This is a genomic window from Schinkia azotoformans LMG 9581 (assembly GCF_000307855.1).
Taxonomy (GTDB): Bacteria; Bacillota; Bacilli; order Bacillales; family Bacillaceae_J; genus Schinkia; species Schinkia azotoformans.
The window spans coordinates 46,203-62,809 of the sequence record NZ_AJLR01000033.1; the positions used below are offsets into that span (position 1 = coordinate 46,203).

A 16,607-nucleotide genomic window follows, 5' to 3' on the forward strand; every position below is an offset into this window, starting at 1 on the left:
AGTATTGCTTTTTTCATATACGGAATCTAGACCAATGAAAAAACAAATAAATAACTGTTAAATAAGCAGTATAGCCAATAAAAGAATACTGGTGTTTCCAGGAATAGTGGTGGGCAAATAAACCCAATCCTTCAGCGGCTCTTTCAGCCACAGCCATGAAAAGGCTGAGTAATAGGATTAAACTGATTTTTTTGAGTAGCTTTAGTTTACTGCATATGAGAAGAAAGACCATAGTAAATAAAGGGAGAGCAATTAAAGTAAAGGTGAGATTAATTGAAAAAATATGAGATAAGGGTCTTGTTGGAAATTCATAAAGACCTTTGCCGACAAAGTATAGGTCTAAATACGTTCCAAGTAATGATCCCAGAATAATCGCTGGTATTGTTCGTTGATACATATTAATCCAAGATGGAAATGGCTTCTTTTGTACTCGCTGCAAGTTCGAGCCTTTCGAGTGTTTTACAATATTCATCTTCAATCTCTCCATCTACCGTTTCTTTTGAATCCATTAAGTAATGGATGACATCCCAGTCCGTAAACCAATCCCCGATTTCAGCACTTTCTTGGCTCACATTTTTCCAAGCAAATTCAAGGGTGGGACTATAAATTCTTGGGGAGTTTTTAACGATTTGACATGATTTTAGTCTAGGTTTAAATAGACCTCCCGGTACCCCTTCATCCACTGTATTAAAAATATGAGGCCAATAATCTTTTCTCGAACCGGTGTGAGGAGTTGCCTTTGCCCATTGTTCAACCATTTTCAAGCGTTTTTCGTCTCTAAATAAAATCGCATATAACCGTTTTCCTAATAAAATTCGCTCATCTAGGTTTTCAAAATTATGCAAGGTTTGACCAATTAGTTCTATTTTAAGTTTATTAATGAAGGGGAATAAAATATGATTCAAAGAAAGAAAATCTTGCAGTTTGAATTCTAATGTATTGAAAACATCCTTCTTAAAAACTTTGTTGCCTAGTACTCTTTTTTCTAAATAACTTTGTTCATTAATGACTAAGGCAATTGCCAGAATATAGGTGTCCCTGTTAATCCAAAAATGATTCCAAATTGTTTCCATGAAAGTTGAAACATTAAAGGATCGTAATAGGTAAAAAAGATTTAGCCCTCTTTTCAAGCTTTCCTCATAAACTAAAAATTGTGGATACGCGTCTTGAAAGATTAACCAATTGCCTCGCTCTAAAAAAGTAAAATAGGAAACAGCTTCATTTTTTGTCAATATTCTAGGTAGTATCCCACCTTTTAAATCGGTCATATTCCAGCCGCCATTTCTTGAAACCATATGCCCTAGAAAAGCCCAATGAATTTCCGGATGCCGGAGATAATACTCTAAATATGCTTGTGTTCTTGTGACATTATTTTTATTAAATTGCTCGGTTTTTTCTGCTATTTGTTGGACAATCAACTGTTCTTCAGGCAATAGTAAAGATTTTTGTATTTTAGAGGGTTCTTTGGATTTTTTCTTTAACTCCTTTTTAATTTTTGCAAGGGATTCGGGAAGTGCGATGTTGTTCTTGTTGATAAGCCGCCTCCACATGTTTGATGACACCCACCTTACATGAATTCTCCTCATATACTACGAATATGTATGGAATAAGATGAATTTGATTTAAGGGGGATTGAGAAGTGTGAATGAAAAAATTACTACGCGACTGAATGAGCTAATTGAAAAGGTAAGAAATGACCAATCTCCGGAAGGTTATTGGAACTATACATTTGAAACCGGGATTTCCACCGATTGTTATATGATTATTTTATTAAGGTCTTTAGAAATAGATGATGAAAATTTAATAAAGGGGTTATCGGAAAGAATAGTAAGGAAACAACAAGAAAACGGGGCATGGAAATTGTTTCATGATGAGCCGAATGGCAATCTGTCTGATACAATTGGGGCCTACTACGCTCTCCTTTATTCAGGGTATTACAATAAAAATGAGCCCCGTTTACGACTAGCTAGGCAATTTATCAAGACCAATGGTGGAATTGATAAATCTCATATGTTGACAAAAATTATGCTGGCTCTTACCGGCCAATATAAGTGGCCAGTTTTTTTCCCCATTCCAATCGAGATGATCTTACTTCCAGTTTCATTTCCTATAAATTTTTATAGTTTTTCAGTATATGGCAGGGTCAACCTCGCGCCAATCATGATTCTTGCTAATAAAAAATTTAGCATTAAAACGTCAAAAACCCCTGATTTAAAAGATTTATTTATTCATAGGGAAGAATTTGAACATGGACATTCATTTAGATTCAGAGAGTCAGAGGAGTGGCGATCGCTTTCTTCCCTTATCAATCAAGGGATAAAAAGTTTAATAGGGTTGCCAAGTCATGTTCACCAATTAGCAACTGAGTATACGAAGCAATATATGCTAAGCAGAATTGAACCGGATGGCACTTTACTAAGTTATTTTAGTTCGACTTTTTTAATGATCTTTGCCCTCCTTTCGCTCGGGATTTCGAAATCAGATCCGATTATTGTCAATGCTGTAAAAGCCTTAAAATCAATGATATCCCGCGATATCAATGGTCTACCCCATATGCAATTTACTACAGCGAATGTATGGAACACTTCCCTCCTAACCTATGCTTTACAGGAATCAGGGATTTCATCGGATGATATCGTGGTCAAAAAAGCGAACAATTACTTATTAAAAAAACAGCATTATAAATATGGCGATTGGGTCATCCATAATCCATCAGCCCTTCCTGGAGGTTGGGGTTTTTCCGAAAGTAATACGATTCATCCCGATGTTGACGATGCAACCGCTTCTTTACGATCCATTGCAAGAAATGTACGGAAAGATTGGAGATGTAGGCAGGCATGGGATAGGGGCATCCAATGGGTATTATCTATGCAGAATGATGATGGTGGATGGCCGGCCTTTGAAAAGAATACGAATAGTAAAATCGTCCATCTGTTCCCGGTTGAAAAAGCAGAGTATTTTCTTACTGATCCATCCTGTGCAGATTTAACGGGAAGAACTCTTGAATTTCTTGGAATGTATACCAACCTTTCTAAAACGCATCCATCGATTAAAAGAGGGGTGGATTGGCTTTTGAAAAATCAAGAGAGAAATGGGTCTTGGTATGGCCGTTGGGGAATTTGTTATATTTATGGAACATGGGGAGCAGTTACAGGGTTACGGGCAGTAGGGATTTTACCTACCGATCCAATGATCTCAAAAGCTGTAAAATGGCTTAAGGAGATCCAAAATAGTGATGGCGGCTGGGGTGAATCATGCCAAAGCGATTTAAACAAAAAATATATTCCGTTGAACGCTAGTACATTAACACATACCGCCTGGGCCGTTGATGCCCTCATTGCCGCAAGTGATAAGCCGACAAGATCGATTCAACGGGGTGTTGATTATTTATTAGAAAATATTCACAAAGAGGATTGGACGACTAACTATCCGAAAGGTGCGGGAATGGCTGGTGACTTTTATATCCATTACCATAGCTATCGTTATATCTTTCCAATCCTAACATTAGCACATTACCGTAAAAAGTTTTCTTGAGCGATTTAAAGGCTGACAGGGGGGTAAACTTTTACCACTCTTTCGACCTTTTTGTGATATTGTAAAGTTATATAAAAGTAGACCAGTAATTTTATTGACAGAAAACGGGTAATATGATATTTAAATTAATGGTTAGTATTTAGCACTCGGTTTGGTAGAGTGCTAATATTATTAATAAACTTTTGAAAGGAGAAATAGCATGACAAAAATGCAGTTTAAAGCCGAATCAAAAAGACTATTAGAAATGATGATTAACTCCATCTATACGCATCACGAGGTATTTTTACGAGAATTAATTTCAAACGCCAGTGATGCTATAGACAAAATCTATTATAAAGCGTTAACAGATGATAGCTTAACCTTTAATAAGGACAGCTACTACATAAAAGTGGTACCCGATAAAGAAACAAGAACATTAAAAATCATAGATACTGGTATCGGAATGACAAAAGAAGAGCTGGAGAATAATTTGGGTACCATTGCAAAGAGCGGGTCCTTAGCTTTTAAAACTGAAAACGAAGCGAAAGATGGCTATGATATTATCGGTCAGTTTGGCGTTGGTTTTTATGCAGCATTTATGGTCGCTGATGTAGTCACTGTCATCACTAAAGCATTAGGCAGTGAGGAAGCCTATAAGTGGGAATCTGAAGGTGCCGATGGCTATACGATTGAGCCTGTAGAAAAGGATTCAGTAGGTACCGAGATTATTTTAAAAATTAAAGAAAACACGGAAGATGAAAAGTATGATGAGTATTTGGATGAGTATAGACTAAAATCCATCATCAAAAAATACTCTGATTTTATTCGTTATCCTATTAAAATGGATATCACATCGAGCCGCCCAAAAGAAGGAAGCGACAACGAATTCGAGGACTACACAGAAGAACAAGTGATCAATAGTATGGTTCCAATTTGGAGAAAAAACAAAAATGAGTTGACCGGGGAAGATTATGAGAATTTTTATGCTGAGAAGCGTTATGGATTCGACAAACCAATCAAGCATATCCATACAAGTGTCGATGGTGCTGTAAGATATAATGCAATATTATTTATACCGGAAAAAGCTCCATTTGATTATTATTCAAAAGAATTTGAGAAGGGGCTCGAGTTGTATTCAAATGGCGTCTTAATCATGGAAAAGTGCGCTGACTTGCTTCCAGATTATTTTGGCTTTGTCAAAGGTTTGGTAGACTCAGAAGACTTATCACTTAATATTTCACGAGAAATGCTTCAGCATGACCGCCAATTAAAGATCATTGCGAAAAATATTAATAAAAAAATTAAGAGCGAACTGCAAAGTTTATTGAAAAATGATCGTGAGAAATATGAGAACTTCTTCGATTCCTTTGGCAGACAATTAAAATATGGAGTTTATAGCGATTTTGGAACACATAAAGATGTATTACAAGATTTATTGCTATTCTACTCTTCAAAAGAGAAGAAGCTTGTTACATTAGATGAATATGTAGCAAGAATGCCTGAGGACCAAAAATATATTTACTACGCTTCCGGTGATTCTGTAGAAAGAATCGATAAGATGCCACAAACAGAACTGGTGGCGGAAAAAGGCTATGAAATTCTCTATTTCACCGATGAAATCGATGAGTTTGCGATTAAGATGCTGATGACGTATAAAGAAAAAGAATTTAAATCTGTTTCAAGCGGAGATTTAGGGATTGAAGCTGAGGAAAATCAGGAAGATAAAGCTGCAGAACAGACAGAAAACAAAGAGCTTTTTAGCTATATGAAGGAAATTTTAGCTGGTAAAGTTAAGGATGTTCGAATCTCAAAGCGTCTAAAATCACATCCGGTTTGCCTATCCACAGATGGTGAAGTAACGATCGAAATGGAAAAAATATTAAGCATGATGCCAGGTAACGAGAATGTAAAGGCTGACAAGGTATTAGAAATCAACGTAAACCACGACGTCTTTAAGTCGTTACAAGATGCCTTCGCCAGTGATAAAGAGAAAGTAGCATTATACACAAATCTATTGTATAATCAAGCACTTTTAATCGAAGGTCTGCCAATTAACGACCCAGTTGAATTTACGAATGATATTTGTAAGATTATGGTGTGATTTTTATTTTACAAAAACAGCCCGGATTCTTGTGTGTGGAATTCAGGGCTATTTTCTTTAATTAATGATTGAAGTTACTTTACAATTTGCTATTGAAGTTATATGATTAATATGAAATATTGGAAAACTACTAGGGGTGCCCGGATGCTGGGCTGAGAGAAAAATTTTCGTTTTCAACCCTTTGGACCTGATCCGGATTATACCGGCGTAGGAAAGTAGATGGTTTACATACTTTTCTTATTGTTATTGAAGCCAGGTTCTGTTTTGAGGATCTGGCTTTTTATATTGATCGGTTATCATAGGCTAGTTTGATTCCCGAAAGCTGAACTTGAAAGTCAAACTGGGAATCAAAGTTCCTATTTGATCTTTAATTCGAAAAAACTATAACTTTAAGCGATAACAGATAATAAATAACGGAGAATAAAAATGAACAAAGAGATATCAAGCAAATTAATAAACAAAATCAGAGAAAATAAGCCTCTTATACATAACATCACAAATATAGTGGTAGCTAATTTTACAGCAAATGGTTTATTAGCGCTCGGTGCCAAACCAGTCATGGCATCTGCTCCGGAAGAAGTTGCGGAAATGACTAAAGCGGCCAATGCTCTTGTATTAAATATGGGAACGTTAAACAGAGAGCATCTAAAAGCAATGATCAATTCCGGTAAAGCGGCCAATGAAAAGGGAATCCCGGTTGTGGTGGATCCTGTTGGAGTTGGTGCTACCCAATTCAGAACGGAGTCGGCACAACAACTACTCCGTGAGGTTAAAGTTAACTTCATAAGAGGGAATGCAGCAGAGATTGCTAATCTAATAGGGCAAGCATGGGAGATCAGAGGTGTTGAAACAGGTAAAAGCGGTGGGAATATTATTGATTTAGCTAGGTTTGCAGCACAAAAACTTCAGGCAACTGTAATTGTTACTGGAAAAGAAGATACCATTACAGATGGGGCAACTACATTCTTAGTTCGTAACGGTCATCCATTATTAACAAAGGTGACTGGAACTGGCTGTTTGTTATCTGCAGTTATAGGTGCATTTGCGTCTGTGGGAGGTGTCTCGCTCCAAGCAGCAGTAGCTGCACTTACTACATATGGAATTGCGGCAGAAATTGCCGCCGCCAAAACAGCCGAGCTTGGGCCAGGCAGCTTTCAAATAGAATTTATTAATCAACTAGCACTTATAAGCCCAACGCAAATTGAACAAAACAGCCAATTTGAAAGATTATAAGGTAACAAAAACAAAGGAGGAGTGTCTATGGCAAAAACAATGAAAATGACAATGACAGCGATGCTTGTTGCTGTAGGAACTTTGACAAGTCACTTATTCTTCATTCCACTTGGCTTTGCCAAGGTTTTTCCAATGCAGCATTTTATAAATGTATTGTCAGCCGTGTTATTAGGCCCGGGATACGCGGTAATGCAAGCATTCTCAGTTTCCCTAATAAGAAATATGATGGGGACAGGGTCCTTATTTGCTTTTCCAGGAAGCATGATTGGCGCCTTTTTAGCTGCTTATTTGTATCAAAAATCAAAGAAGTTAATGTTCGCTTTTATGGGTGAAATTGTTGGAACTGGAATTTTAGGAGCAATCGTTTGCTATCCTATTGCCACACTTGTTTTGGGGAAAGAGGTTGCCTTATTTGGTTTTATTCCGGCCTTTTTAACAAGTTCAATTGCTGGTGGAATATTAGGACTTATTATTCTTAGTATTGTCCTTAAAAACTCCGCATTCAAAACGTTTCAACAGAATAATTTTTTTCAGAAATAAGGATGAAAAAACACAGAGCTTGGTTCTTATAACCGGAACTCTGTGTTTTTTATTTGCATCCCATAAACTAATTCTCTACTATAAAATATAATAAAAGGCAAAATAATATAAAGTACAATAATTCATTTTAATAAATTCTAGGGGGAATTCACATGATGCCATCATTGTTTATCGCACACGGATCACCAACACTTGCAATTGAAGATAATTTATATACACAATATTTAACTGCATTAGGGAAAACTTTACCAAAGCCAAAAGCCATCGTATTGTTTTCGGCTCATTGGGTGTCGCCAGTCCAAACGGTTAGTAATGTTGACGAATTTAAAATGATTTATGATTTTTACGGTTTTCCTGATGAAATGTATAATATCGTTTATCCTGCAAAAGGATACAAGGATTTAACAATTGATATCGTCGATTTATTTAAGGACCATGGGATTTCCTTTAGGGTTGATGAAACCAGAGGACTAGACCATGGGGCATGGGTTGTCCTAAGATTGCTATATCCAAATGCCGATGTTCCTGTCATTTCAATGTCGGTTAATCCGAACCTTTCACCAGAAGAACAATATAAAATTGGAGCGTCTTTATTTAAATTAAGGGAAAAAGATGTTTTAATTATTGGAAGTGGTGGAACCGTCCATAACCTAAGAGCACTAAATTGGAGCAAACAAAGTGGAGATGCTGACGGGTGGGCCGTTGAATTTGATGATTGGATTGGTGACCATATTAACAAGTGGGATCTGGATTCACTATTTAAATATGATGCAATAGCTCCTAATGCCGAGTTAGCTGTACCGCCTTATGGAAACGAACACTTTGTTCCTATCTTTTATGCGATGGGGGCGGCCGATAATGAGAAAAAGGCAAAATTAATTCACTCCAGCTATCAATATGGAAATCTTAGCCATAGTGTATGGCAATTTGGGTAAGAAACAAGCATACAATGAATTAAGGACAAATAGTTCTTGATTAATTGGGGGTGCTTTAAGAAGTGAATAAAAGTGAGATTAGTATTTTACTTTTACGAGTTTTCCTAGGAACCAGCTTCTACATTCATGGATTAGCTAAGTTTAAAAAAGGTCTAGCGAATACAGCTGACCATTTTGCAAGTTTGGGTCTGCCGGAATTTTTAGCTTATGCTGTAGCCTACATTGAACTTTTCGGAGGAATTGCTTTAGTATTTGGCCTAGGCAGTAGAATCGTTTCTATCCTATTTGGAATTATAATGATTGGGGCAATTTTCAAGGTGAAACTATCCGCCGGTTTCTTAGGAGGGTATGAGTTAGATATAGCTTACCTAATCATCGCTCTTTTAATTGCTATTAATGGCAGTAAGCTATTTACCCTTGATCATCTTTTATTTAAATCAGGAAACTTTAAAACAAAAACTACTTAAAAGAATTGTATTGTAAATCCAATGCACCGCACTACCAAAAGGTAATGCGGTTTTTCATATATTCACTTATAGGAATTTCCTATATACCTATATAAAATACTAATTAGTCGGATCGCCCAAAGGTTGGAACGCAACAATTTTAATATGGCTATGACTTAAAAAAAGAAAAGATTACGGTCTTTTCTTTTTTATTTAAGTGATTTCTATCACAAACAGAAACGTTCATAAATGTTACATTACTATTATGAGAAATGTTCTCACTGTAATAATAGGTAAAAGGCCTAAACAAAGGAGACATAATAATGAGTGAAATGATAAATAACCGTGAACAACATACGACTGAATATAGTAGTGAACGTTTAGAGAAATTAAAGCAAATTTTTAAAGAACTTCAAAGTGGAAAAAATATCGATGAAGTTAAAGCACGTTTTGATAAAGAAATCGGCAAGGGCTCAATTGAAGAGATGTCAAAACTTCAACATGACTTCAACGAAAATGGAGAAATGACATTAGAAGAGGTTAAGCGTATTTACACATTGCATACAGAAATATTAAAAGGATCAGTTGAAGAAATAGAGCTCCCGACTAACCCGGAAGATGAGCCTGGGCACCCTGTTCATACATTTAAACTAGAAAATAGGGAGATTGCGAAGCTATTAGAGACAAGGCTCCATGTTCATCTTATCGAATTTGCAAAAGAAGATTCTGAGGAAAATGTATATAAGCTGTTAGAAGATTGCAATTTATTACTTGATATTGATAAGCATTACAGCCGGAAAGAAAATTTAATTTTTCCCTATTTAGAGACATATGGGATTATGGGACCAAGTACAAATATGTGGAGAATCGATGACTTTATTCGTGACGCAATTAAAGATGCCAGACAAAAATTAATGAATTATAATGGCGATAAGCAAGCTGTCATTGATATTGTCAATTATTGCATTAGAGAAGTTAGCGATATGATATATAGGGAAGAAAACATTCTTTTCCCAATGGCTTTAATGAATTTTACAGAAGATGAATGGGTGAAAATTGCCCATGAAAGTGATGAGGTCGGATTTTGCTTAACAGAGCCTGCAGCAGAGTGGAAGCCGGAAAGAAAAGCAATCAGCGAAAAAGCCATGTCTGAAGGATTCATAAAACTAGAAACCGGCATTTTATCTTTGAAACAGTTGGAATTGATGTTAAATCATCTACCAGTGGATATTACTTTTATCGATCAGGATGATGTCGTTCGATATTTTTCACAAGGTACGGAAAGGATTTTCGTGCGGACAAAAGCGGTAATCGGTCGTACTGTACAAAACTGCCACCCGCCAAGAAGCGTCCATGTTGTGGAAGAATTATTAGCTGATTTCAAAGCTGGTAAGAAAGACGTTGAAGATTTTTATATTAAATTCCGAGATAAATACGTATATATCCGTTATTTCGCTGTTCGCGATGAAAACGGGGAGTATATCGGTACACTTGAATTCACACAAAATATTGACCCAATTCGAGCAATCAACGGAGAAAAGCGGATATTGTCATAAGCAAAATAAAATATTTGTATAATTTCAGAATCAAGGCTGACTCCAATTAAAAGGGGCAGTCTTTTCTCTTTTTGCATATGTATAACATAGCAAAATTTTTAACAAAATTATATTAATATCATGTTATAATACCTTACAGAGAATTGAATCTTAAGAAAAGCCACTGGGTAAGGATGATTATTGTGAAATATAGATCAGCGTTTGATATTATCGGTCCAATCATGGTTGGACCTTCAAGTTCTCATACAGCGGGGGCAGCGCGTATTGGTCGGGTAGCAAGGACATTATTCGGGAGAAAACCAAAGAAAGCTACGATTTGTTTTTATGGCTCTTTTGCCAAGACGTACAAAGGCCATGGGACCGATGTAGCGATTGTTGGTGGTTTGCTTGATTTTGATACAAATGATGAACGGATTCCCCATTCGTTAACAATTGCAAAAATAGAGGGAATCGATATTCAATTCGTTATTGAGAATACAATAGTTACCGATCACCCAAATACTGTGAAAATATGTTTAGAGGATAATGATAAAGAACTTCAACTTGTTGGGATTTCAATTGGCGGCGGTGCCATTGAAATAATTGAGCTTAACTCATTTAAACTCAAATTAACAGGAGAATGCCCAGCGATTCTAGTAGTTCATCAAGACCAATTTGGTGTGATAACTGCTGTTACGCGTGTGCTCGCGGATTATCGGCTAAATGTTGGTCATATGGAGGTTACCCGTCATGCTGTAGGTAAAATGGCGATGATGGTAATTAAAGTTGATCAAAAAATTGATGAACAAGTAATTAATGAAATAGAAAAACTAACAAACGTTACACAAGTTATCAAAATGGTAGAATAATAAATTTCATTCGTTGGGGGAATGAACATGTTCAGAAGTGTAAAGGAGCTTGTCGAACTTGCTGAAAGTAATCAAGTAAAAATAGCAGAAGTAATGATACGGCAAGAAGTGGAAGTGACAGGTCTTACGAGGGAAGAGATCATCAAAAAAATGGACCAAAACCTCACTGTAATGGAACAAGCAGTTGAACGCGGCTTAAGGGGAGTGACATCATTTTCTGGGTTAACTGGAGGTGATGCAGTGCTTCTTCAAAATTATATTAAAAGCGGGAAAGCATTATCGGGTACGGTTTTATTAGATGCTGTTAGTAAAGCGGTTGCTACAAATGAAGTAAATGCTGCAATGGGGATGATTTGTGCCACCCCTACTGCAGGCTCGGCGGGTGTTGTTCCGGGAACATTATTTGCAGTAAAAGAAAAGCTGCAGCCGAACAGATATGAAATGATTGAATTCTTATTTACAGCTGCAGCATTTGGATTTGTCGTTGCCAACAATGCTTCGATTTCTGGTGCTGCTGGTGGCTGCCAGGCTGAAGTGGGTTCAGCAAGCGGTATGGCTGCTGCCGCTATTGTTGAGCTTGCAGGTGGAACTCCCGCACAAGCAGCGGAGGCAATGGCGATTACTTTAAAGAACATGCTTGGTTTAGTTTGTGATCCTGTAGCAGGCTTAGTAGAAGTTCCTTGTGTGAAACGAAACGCATTAGGGGCCTCGAATGCTATGACCGCAGCAGACATGGCACTAGCTGGAATAAAAAGTAAGATACCTTGTGATGAGATCATTAATGCAATGTATTTAATTGGGCAGTCAATGCCAAGCGCTCTAAGAGAAACGGCAGAAGGCGGATTAGCTGCAACTCCAACGGGAAGACGACTTGAAAGAGAGATCTTTCATCGCCAGAATTGAAGCCGCAATAAGATAAATACTCGCTTTTGTCATCAATTTATGGTACGATTTTCATGTTAGAGTGACTAATTATGGTATAGTTGGTAATACCTATTATATAGTGATCATAAAACAAATAGCGAGGAGAATGTACGATGGAAAAAATTGAAGTAGGCGAAATCTTTACAATTAGCGATGAAAATGATCAAGAAGAGGAAGTTGAAGTACTAGCAACAGTGGATATAGATGGTATTGAGTATATCGCTGTTTGTTTTGTTGAGGACGTACAGGAAGACAGTGAAGAAGATATCGATATTTTCTTTTTAAAGGTAGATGAAGATGGCGACTTGTCAGCCTTAGAAAGTGATGAGGAATTTGACAAGGTTTCCACCGCTTTTGAAGAGGTTTTTGAGGAAGAAGATCTTGAGGATTAATTAATATATCAATAAAGCGATGAGAGGGTTTCTGCAAAGGACCCTCTTTTTGTATGTTGTATATCTTATGGATACATATGCAAACACTGTAGCTCTAACTGGTAAAGAAAGACGTGAAATTTTAACAAAGGCTTTACAGTATTGAATCCAATTTTCACCAATTGTTAATAATTTCATGGGCTCAAAGTGGTATAATAAGCATATAAATAATAAAGAATACTAATTAATGGAAGAAGGTGGGCTAATGCTTACTACAAAAGAAAAGCTTTTAGCATTAATTGATGAAATTCCAGAAAGTGAGTTGGATAGAGTTCTAGATTTTGCTGAAAATCTAGTAAACCATCCTCATGATTATTGGAAAAATGGAAGTGAAAGCAGCCTAGACTTTTGGGACAATGCCATTGATAACGAAATATGGAATAGAATGTAAATTAATGAAAAATTCTCCATCTTTCTTTTCTACTACGAATTCTTACTAACTAGGTAGCAAATTTAAATTATTGCATAACATCTCCAAGAATTCGACAATCCAGTTAAAGTAGGGGGCTAATCACTATCTGATTAGCCTTTCTCTTTTATCACCTTACAACATTAAATTTTCTCACGCTTCCGTATAAAATTAAGTAATTGCCCAGAACCCTCTTTTACAAGTTCGTATGTAAGGTCGAAATTTCCTGTGAAATAAGGATCTGGAACATCAACAATAGACTCATCACCAACAAAGTCCATTAGCCTAGCAATATATGCAGTCGGATTTTTCCCTGCTATTACGCCAATATCATTAAGATTTTTTTCATCCATTGCGATCACATAATGAAAATGATTTAAATCTGAGCGGTTCAATTGACGGGCACGAATGAAACTGTAATCAATTTTATATTCTTCCAGCTTCATTTGGGTCCCTTTATGTGGTGGCTCCCCTACATGCCAATCACCTGTTCCAGCAGAATCAACTTCAATTTTTCCATCCAAACCTTCTTTTATTAATAAATCTCGCATGACCGCCTCAGCCATTGGAGATCGGCAAATATTACCAAGACAAACAAATAATACGCGAACCAAGGCAAAACATCCTTTCAATTTATCTTTAAAACATAAAACTTTAATGACTGTATTTAGATTCACTTAATTTTACACAAAAACAACGAGTAATTAAACTAAAACATTCATGTGCATAAAGCTATTTTCGTATGGAAAAAATCTAAAAGAGTATACAAGAAAGGAGCATTTAAATGACTAATCAAAACTTTCCGGTTGCAAATCTTAATGAAGATCAACTTCAAAAGGTTAAGAAATTAGAACAGGAGCTAAGTCAAGAGGCAAGCGATAACATCGTGTTGATTGCCTATGATGAGAAAAATTAATTAATTCAAAATGGTACGGATTATTAGACGGCCATATAACTTGGCTGTCTTTATTTATCGCTCTTTGTATTGTACTTTTAATATTTTGCTATGGTACAATATTTATGGTGAATACTCTGAATATTCCCATTACATATTGTTATCTATAGGGGGAGGGTTTTTCTTGGAAAAAGGATTTCGAGCATTTATTGTAAATAAAGAAGGGGAAGAGTTTAGTGCGGGCATTAAAGAAGTCCATTTAAATGATTTACCGGAAGGTGAGGTAACAATCCGGGTTGCTTATTCTAGTGTTAACTACAAAGATGGGTTGGCAAGTATTCCAAATGGAAAAATTGTAAGATCCTATCCATTCATACCAGGTATTGACCTTGCTGGAACAGTTGTAAATTCTAAGGATTCCAGATATCATGAGGGCGACGAGGTTATTGTTACAAGCTATGAGCTTGGAGTATCCCACTTTGGCGGCTTTAGTGAATATGCCAGGGTTCCTGCTGATTGGATCGTTCCACTTCCAGAAGGATTAACTTTAAAGGAAGCTATGATATATGGTACCGCTGGTTTTACAGCTGCGTTGTCTATTGATCGCTTAGAAAAAAATGGACTTCGTCCTGACTTAGGAGATGTCCTTGTAACAGGGGCAACTGGAGGAGTTGGCAGCATGGCTGTTGCGATGCTAGCTAATAAAGGCTATAATGTTGTAGCTAGTACCGGAAAAGAGTCAGAGCACAGCTTTTTACGTGACCTTGGAGCGAAAGAAGTTCTATCTCGAGAAGAGATTGTAGGCGACAAAATACCGGCGCTTGGAAAACAACGATGGGCAGCTGCCGTTGATCCGGTTGGTGGCAAAACGTTGGCGGCGATCGCTTCTCAATTAAACTATCAAGGTGCTGTTGCGGTCAGTGGTTTAACAGGCGGTGGTGAAGTACCAACAACCGTATACCCATACATTCTTCGAGGTGTAAGCATTCTTGGTGTTGATTCGGTATATTGTCCAATGGAGACCCGAAAAGAACTATGGAATCGCATGGCAACCGATTTAAAACCTGACTATTTATTAAATACGATTGGGCATGAAATTACTTTGGATGAATTACCTAAAGCATTATCGTCTATTTTAGAGGGAAAATCCAAGGGTAGAGTTGTTGTAAAATTATAAATCTATTAAATTAATTAACAAAGAGTAGACAACATTTCGTTGATCTGCTCTCTTTTTATATAAAAATGATTAAAAGGTCTAAGTCTCTCATTTTCTGCATACAATTCCCTGATAGAGTTAATAGGGGGATTGTACATGAAATCATTTATTGCATTAGTTGTTATCGTCTTTTTAACAACATTAACAGGAAGTTTTGTGTCCGCGAAAGAAACAATAACGTTGAATAATGGTTTATTAATAGAAGGAAGGGCAGTGGTACCGCTTCGCAGTATTTTTCAAACGATCGGGGCGGATGTGAAATGGGATAGTGTTGAACAAAAAGTGATTGCATCTAAGGATACAACTGTGGTAAATCTTCGTATAAACGAAGAGGAAGTATTAGTAAATGGAAAGCTTTATGATTTAGATGCTCCCATTCGGATGATTGAAGGACAAACTATGGTCCCTGTTAGATTGCTAGAAATTGCATTTGGAACTGATATTAAATGGGATAGCAAAATAAATATGGTTACCATCAAACTGGCTGAAAAGGAAATTAATGTAGTGGTAAAGGAGTATACTGAAGAAATCTCAATAAAAATTAGTGCTGCCGGTGATTGATGGACAAATTTATTTTCTTGCTTCACCGAAAAGAGCACACCAAGCTGCCTTAGTTGAATTGTTTGGTATTTTTTACAATACCTTTAAAGGGAAAAAATGCAAACCGATGGTGGCACCTTTTTGATGATTTGGCGGTGGAGTTGAATGATATTTTTGAAAGATGAAAAATCGAATATAAATGCTAAATTTGGACCAGTCATAATGATTTGGTCTGTTTTATTATCCCTCAGTATTGATAATTTTGTGTATTATTATACTAGATTTATACGCTACATCAAAATTCAAAAAGGAGAATAGGCAATATTATGACAAAAATAAAAATTACTGATTTAAAGAAAAAGCTGAAAGAATTTGATCAAAAAGAACTTATCCAATTGGTAACGGAATTATACAAACTTAACAAAGATGTGCAAGACTTTCTTTCTAGTAAGTTTATCGGGGAAAAAGCGGTAGAAGCCTTATTTGAAAGTGCGAAGAAAAAAGTTAATGATGAATTTCTACCCGATAAAGGCTTGGTAAAATGAGATTAGGTGAAGCTAGGGATGCAATCACTAATTTCAAAAAAATCACAGGCGATCAATTAAGAACACTAGATTTAATGTTATTTTATGTTGAGGTTGGAACGGAATTTACAAATACATACGGTGACATTGATGGAAGATTTTACGACAGTATGATTTCGATGTACAACAAAGTGATCAGCGAATGTGCCAAAGATGAAAAGCTATTTAAGATTTTTCATGATCGCCTTTCTTCGGTGATTGAAGATTCAAGTGGTATCGGTTGGGGATATCACGATGCATTATGGGATCTTTATTTATCTTTAGAATGGGTAGCAGATGAAGAATGAGAGATAGTGGAATAAGGGGAGAATTCAACCCTAAAACTGATTCTGATTACCTTTTTGAGAACGGACTTTTATCATTTTTAAAGAAATACTTCGGAATTGGTGGGTGTAAAACATGAAAAAAGCAGTCAAACTGGAAGATATAATTGAAT

19 protein-coding genes and 1 riboswitch are annotated in these 16,607 nt (G+C 36.4%); of the genes, 16 read left to right on the plus strand and 3 right to left on the minus strand.

The window, feature by feature from the left end:
• Positions 1-13: 13 nt before the first annotated feature.
• Both BAZO_RS23280 and BAZO_RS01910 read right to left on the minus strand, forming a co-directional pair.
• Complete coding sequence (locus tag BAZO_RS23280) at positions 14-487, minus strand: CBO0543 family protein (RefSeq protein ID WP_326169277.1); 474 nt, start codon at positions 485-487, stop codon at positions 14-16.
• Complete coding sequence (locus BAZO_RS01910; RefSeq protein ID WP_003329537.1) at positions 399-1,550, minus strand: DUF2515 domain-containing protein; 1,152 nt, start codon at positions 1,548-1,550, stop codon at positions 399-401. Before BAZO_RS01910 ends, BAZO_RS23280 begins: the two co-directional genes overlap by 89 nt.
• Before the next feature lie 91 nt (positions 1,551-1,641).
• On the opposite strand from BAZO_RS01910, the gene shc reads away from it, so the two are divergent.
• The 11 genes from shc (at position 1,642) to BAZO_RS01965 (ending at position 12,918) form a co-directional block, all read left to right on the plus strand.
• Entirely contained in the window at positions 1,642-3,534 is a 1,893-nt protein-coding gene (shc, locus tag BAZO_RS01915) for a squalene--hopene cyclase (RefSeq protein WP_003329538.1), read from the plus strand.
• A gap of 199 nt (positions 3,535-3,733) precedes the next feature.
• Positions 3,734-5,614 (plus strand): molecular chaperone HtpG, encoded by a 1,881-nt coding sequence (gene htpG, locus BAZO_RS01920; protein ID WP_003329540.1) that lies wholly within the window; start codon positions 3,734-3,736, stop codon positions 5,612-5,614.
• Positions 5,615-5,736: 122 nt separating this feature from the next.
• A riboswitch (TPP riboswitch) is annotated at positions 5,737-5,845 on the plus strand.
• 195 nt (positions 5,846-6,040) lie between these two features.
• Positions 6,041-6,847, plus strand: a complete 807-nt coding sequence (thiM, locus tag BAZO_RS01925) for a hydroxyethylthiazole kinase (protein WP_003329541.1) — start codon at positions 6,041-6,043, stop codon at positions 6,845-6,847.
• A 27-nt stretch (positions 6,848-6,874) separates the two neighbouring features.
• Positions 6,875-7,387, plus strand: a complete 513-nt coding sequence (thiW, locus tag BAZO_RS01930) for an energy coupling factor transporter S component ThiW (protein WP_003329542.1) — start codon at positions 6,875-6,877, stop codon at positions 7,385-7,387.
• Between the two features lie 152 nt (positions 7,388-7,539).
• Positions 7,540-8,322, plus strand: coding sequence for a dioxygenase family protein (locus BAZO_RS01935; protein WP_039956891.1), 783 nt, complete (start codon positions 7,540-7,542; stop codon positions 8,320-8,322).
• A 62-nt stretch (positions 8,323-8,384) separates the two neighbouring features.
• Positions 8,385-8,789 (plus strand): DoxX family protein, encoded by a 405-nt coding sequence (locus BAZO_RS01940; protein WP_003329544.1) that lies wholly within the window; start codon positions 8,385-8,387, stop codon positions 8,787-8,789.
• Between the two features lie 302 nt (positions 8,790-9,091).
• Positions 9,092-10,324: a DUF438 domain-containing protein gene (locus BAZO_RS01945; protein WP_003329545.1), complete on the plus strand. Its 1,233-nt coding sequence runs from the start codon at positions 9,092-9,094 to the stop codon at positions 10,322-10,324.
• A 182-nt stretch (positions 10,325-10,506) separates the two neighbouring features.
• Positions 10,507-11,172, plus strand: coding sequence for an L-serine ammonia-lyase, iron-sulfur-dependent subunit beta (gene sdaAB, locus BAZO_RS01950; RefSeq protein WP_003329546.1), 666 nt, complete (start codon positions 10,507-10,509; stop codon positions 11,170-11,172).
• 27 nt (positions 11,173-11,199) lie between these two features.
• On the plus strand, positions 11,200-12,075 hold the full coding sequence (gene sdaAA, locus BAZO_RS01955; protein WP_003329547.1) for an L-serine ammonia-lyase, iron-sulfur-dependent, subunit alpha: 876 nt from the start codon (positions 11,200-11,202) through the stop codon (positions 12,073-12,075).
• Between the two features lie 134 nt (positions 12,076-12,209).
• Entirely contained in the window at positions 12,210-12,488 is a 279-nt protein-coding gene (locus BAZO_RS01960; protein WP_003329548.1) for a DUF1292 domain-containing protein, read from the plus strand.
• 244 nt (positions 12,489-12,732) lie between these two features.
• Positions 12,733-12,918 (plus strand): hypothetical protein, encoded by a 186-nt coding sequence (locus tag BAZO_RS01965; RefSeq protein ID WP_035196492.1) that lies wholly within the window; start codon positions 12,733-12,735, stop codon positions 12,916-12,918.
• A 161-nt stretch (positions 12,919-13,079) separates the two neighbouring features.
• On the opposite strand, the gene BAZO_RS01970 is transcribed toward BAZO_RS01965, so the two are convergent.
• Entirely contained in the window at positions 13,080-13,550 is a 471-nt protein-coding gene (locus tag BAZO_RS01970) for a low molecular weight protein-tyrosine-phosphatase (protein ID WP_003329550.1), read from the minus strand.
• Positions 13,551-13,720: 170 nt separating this feature from the next.
• Here BAZO_RS01970 and BAZO_RS23160 point away from each other — a divergent pair, with 170 nt between their 5' ends.
• The 5 genes from BAZO_RS23160 to BAZO_RS22860 all read left to right on the plus strand — a co-directional run bounded on the left by BAZO_RS23160 (position 13,721) and on the right by BAZO_RS22860 (position 16,458).
• Complete coding sequence (locus BAZO_RS23160; protein ID WP_267880048.1) at positions 13,721-13,852, plus strand: hypothetical protein; 132 nt, start codon at positions 13,721-13,723, stop codon at positions 13,850-13,852.
• A gap of 163 nt (positions 13,853-14,015) precedes the next feature.
• Complete coding sequence (locus BAZO_RS01975) at positions 14,016-15,008, plus strand: NADPH:quinone oxidoreductase family protein (protein ID WP_003329551.1); 993 nt, start codon at positions 14,016-14,018, stop codon at positions 15,006-15,008.
• Positions 15,009-15,143: 135 nt separating this feature from the next.
• Positions 15,144-15,608 carry a copper amine oxidase N-terminal domain-containing protein gene (locus tag BAZO_RS21050; protein WP_003329553.1) on the plus strand — a complete coding sequence of 155 codons (465 nt, stop codon included), beginning with the start codon at positions 15,144-15,146 and terminating at the stop codon, positions 15,606-15,608.
• Between the two features lie 305 nt (positions 15,609-15,913).
• Positions 15,914-16,132, plus strand: coding sequence for a hypothetical protein (locus tag BAZO_RS22855; RefSeq protein ID WP_003329555.1), 219 nt, complete (start codon positions 15,914-15,916; stop codon positions 16,130-16,132).
• Positions 16,129-16,458: a hypothetical protein gene (locus BAZO_RS22860; protein WP_003329556.1), complete on the plus strand. Its 330-nt coding sequence runs from the start codon at positions 16,129-16,131 to the stop codon at positions 16,456-16,458. The genes BAZO_RS22855 and BAZO_RS22860 overlap by 4 nt, the downstream gene beginning before the upstream one ends.
• Positions 16,459-16,607 lie beyond the last annotated feature (149 nt).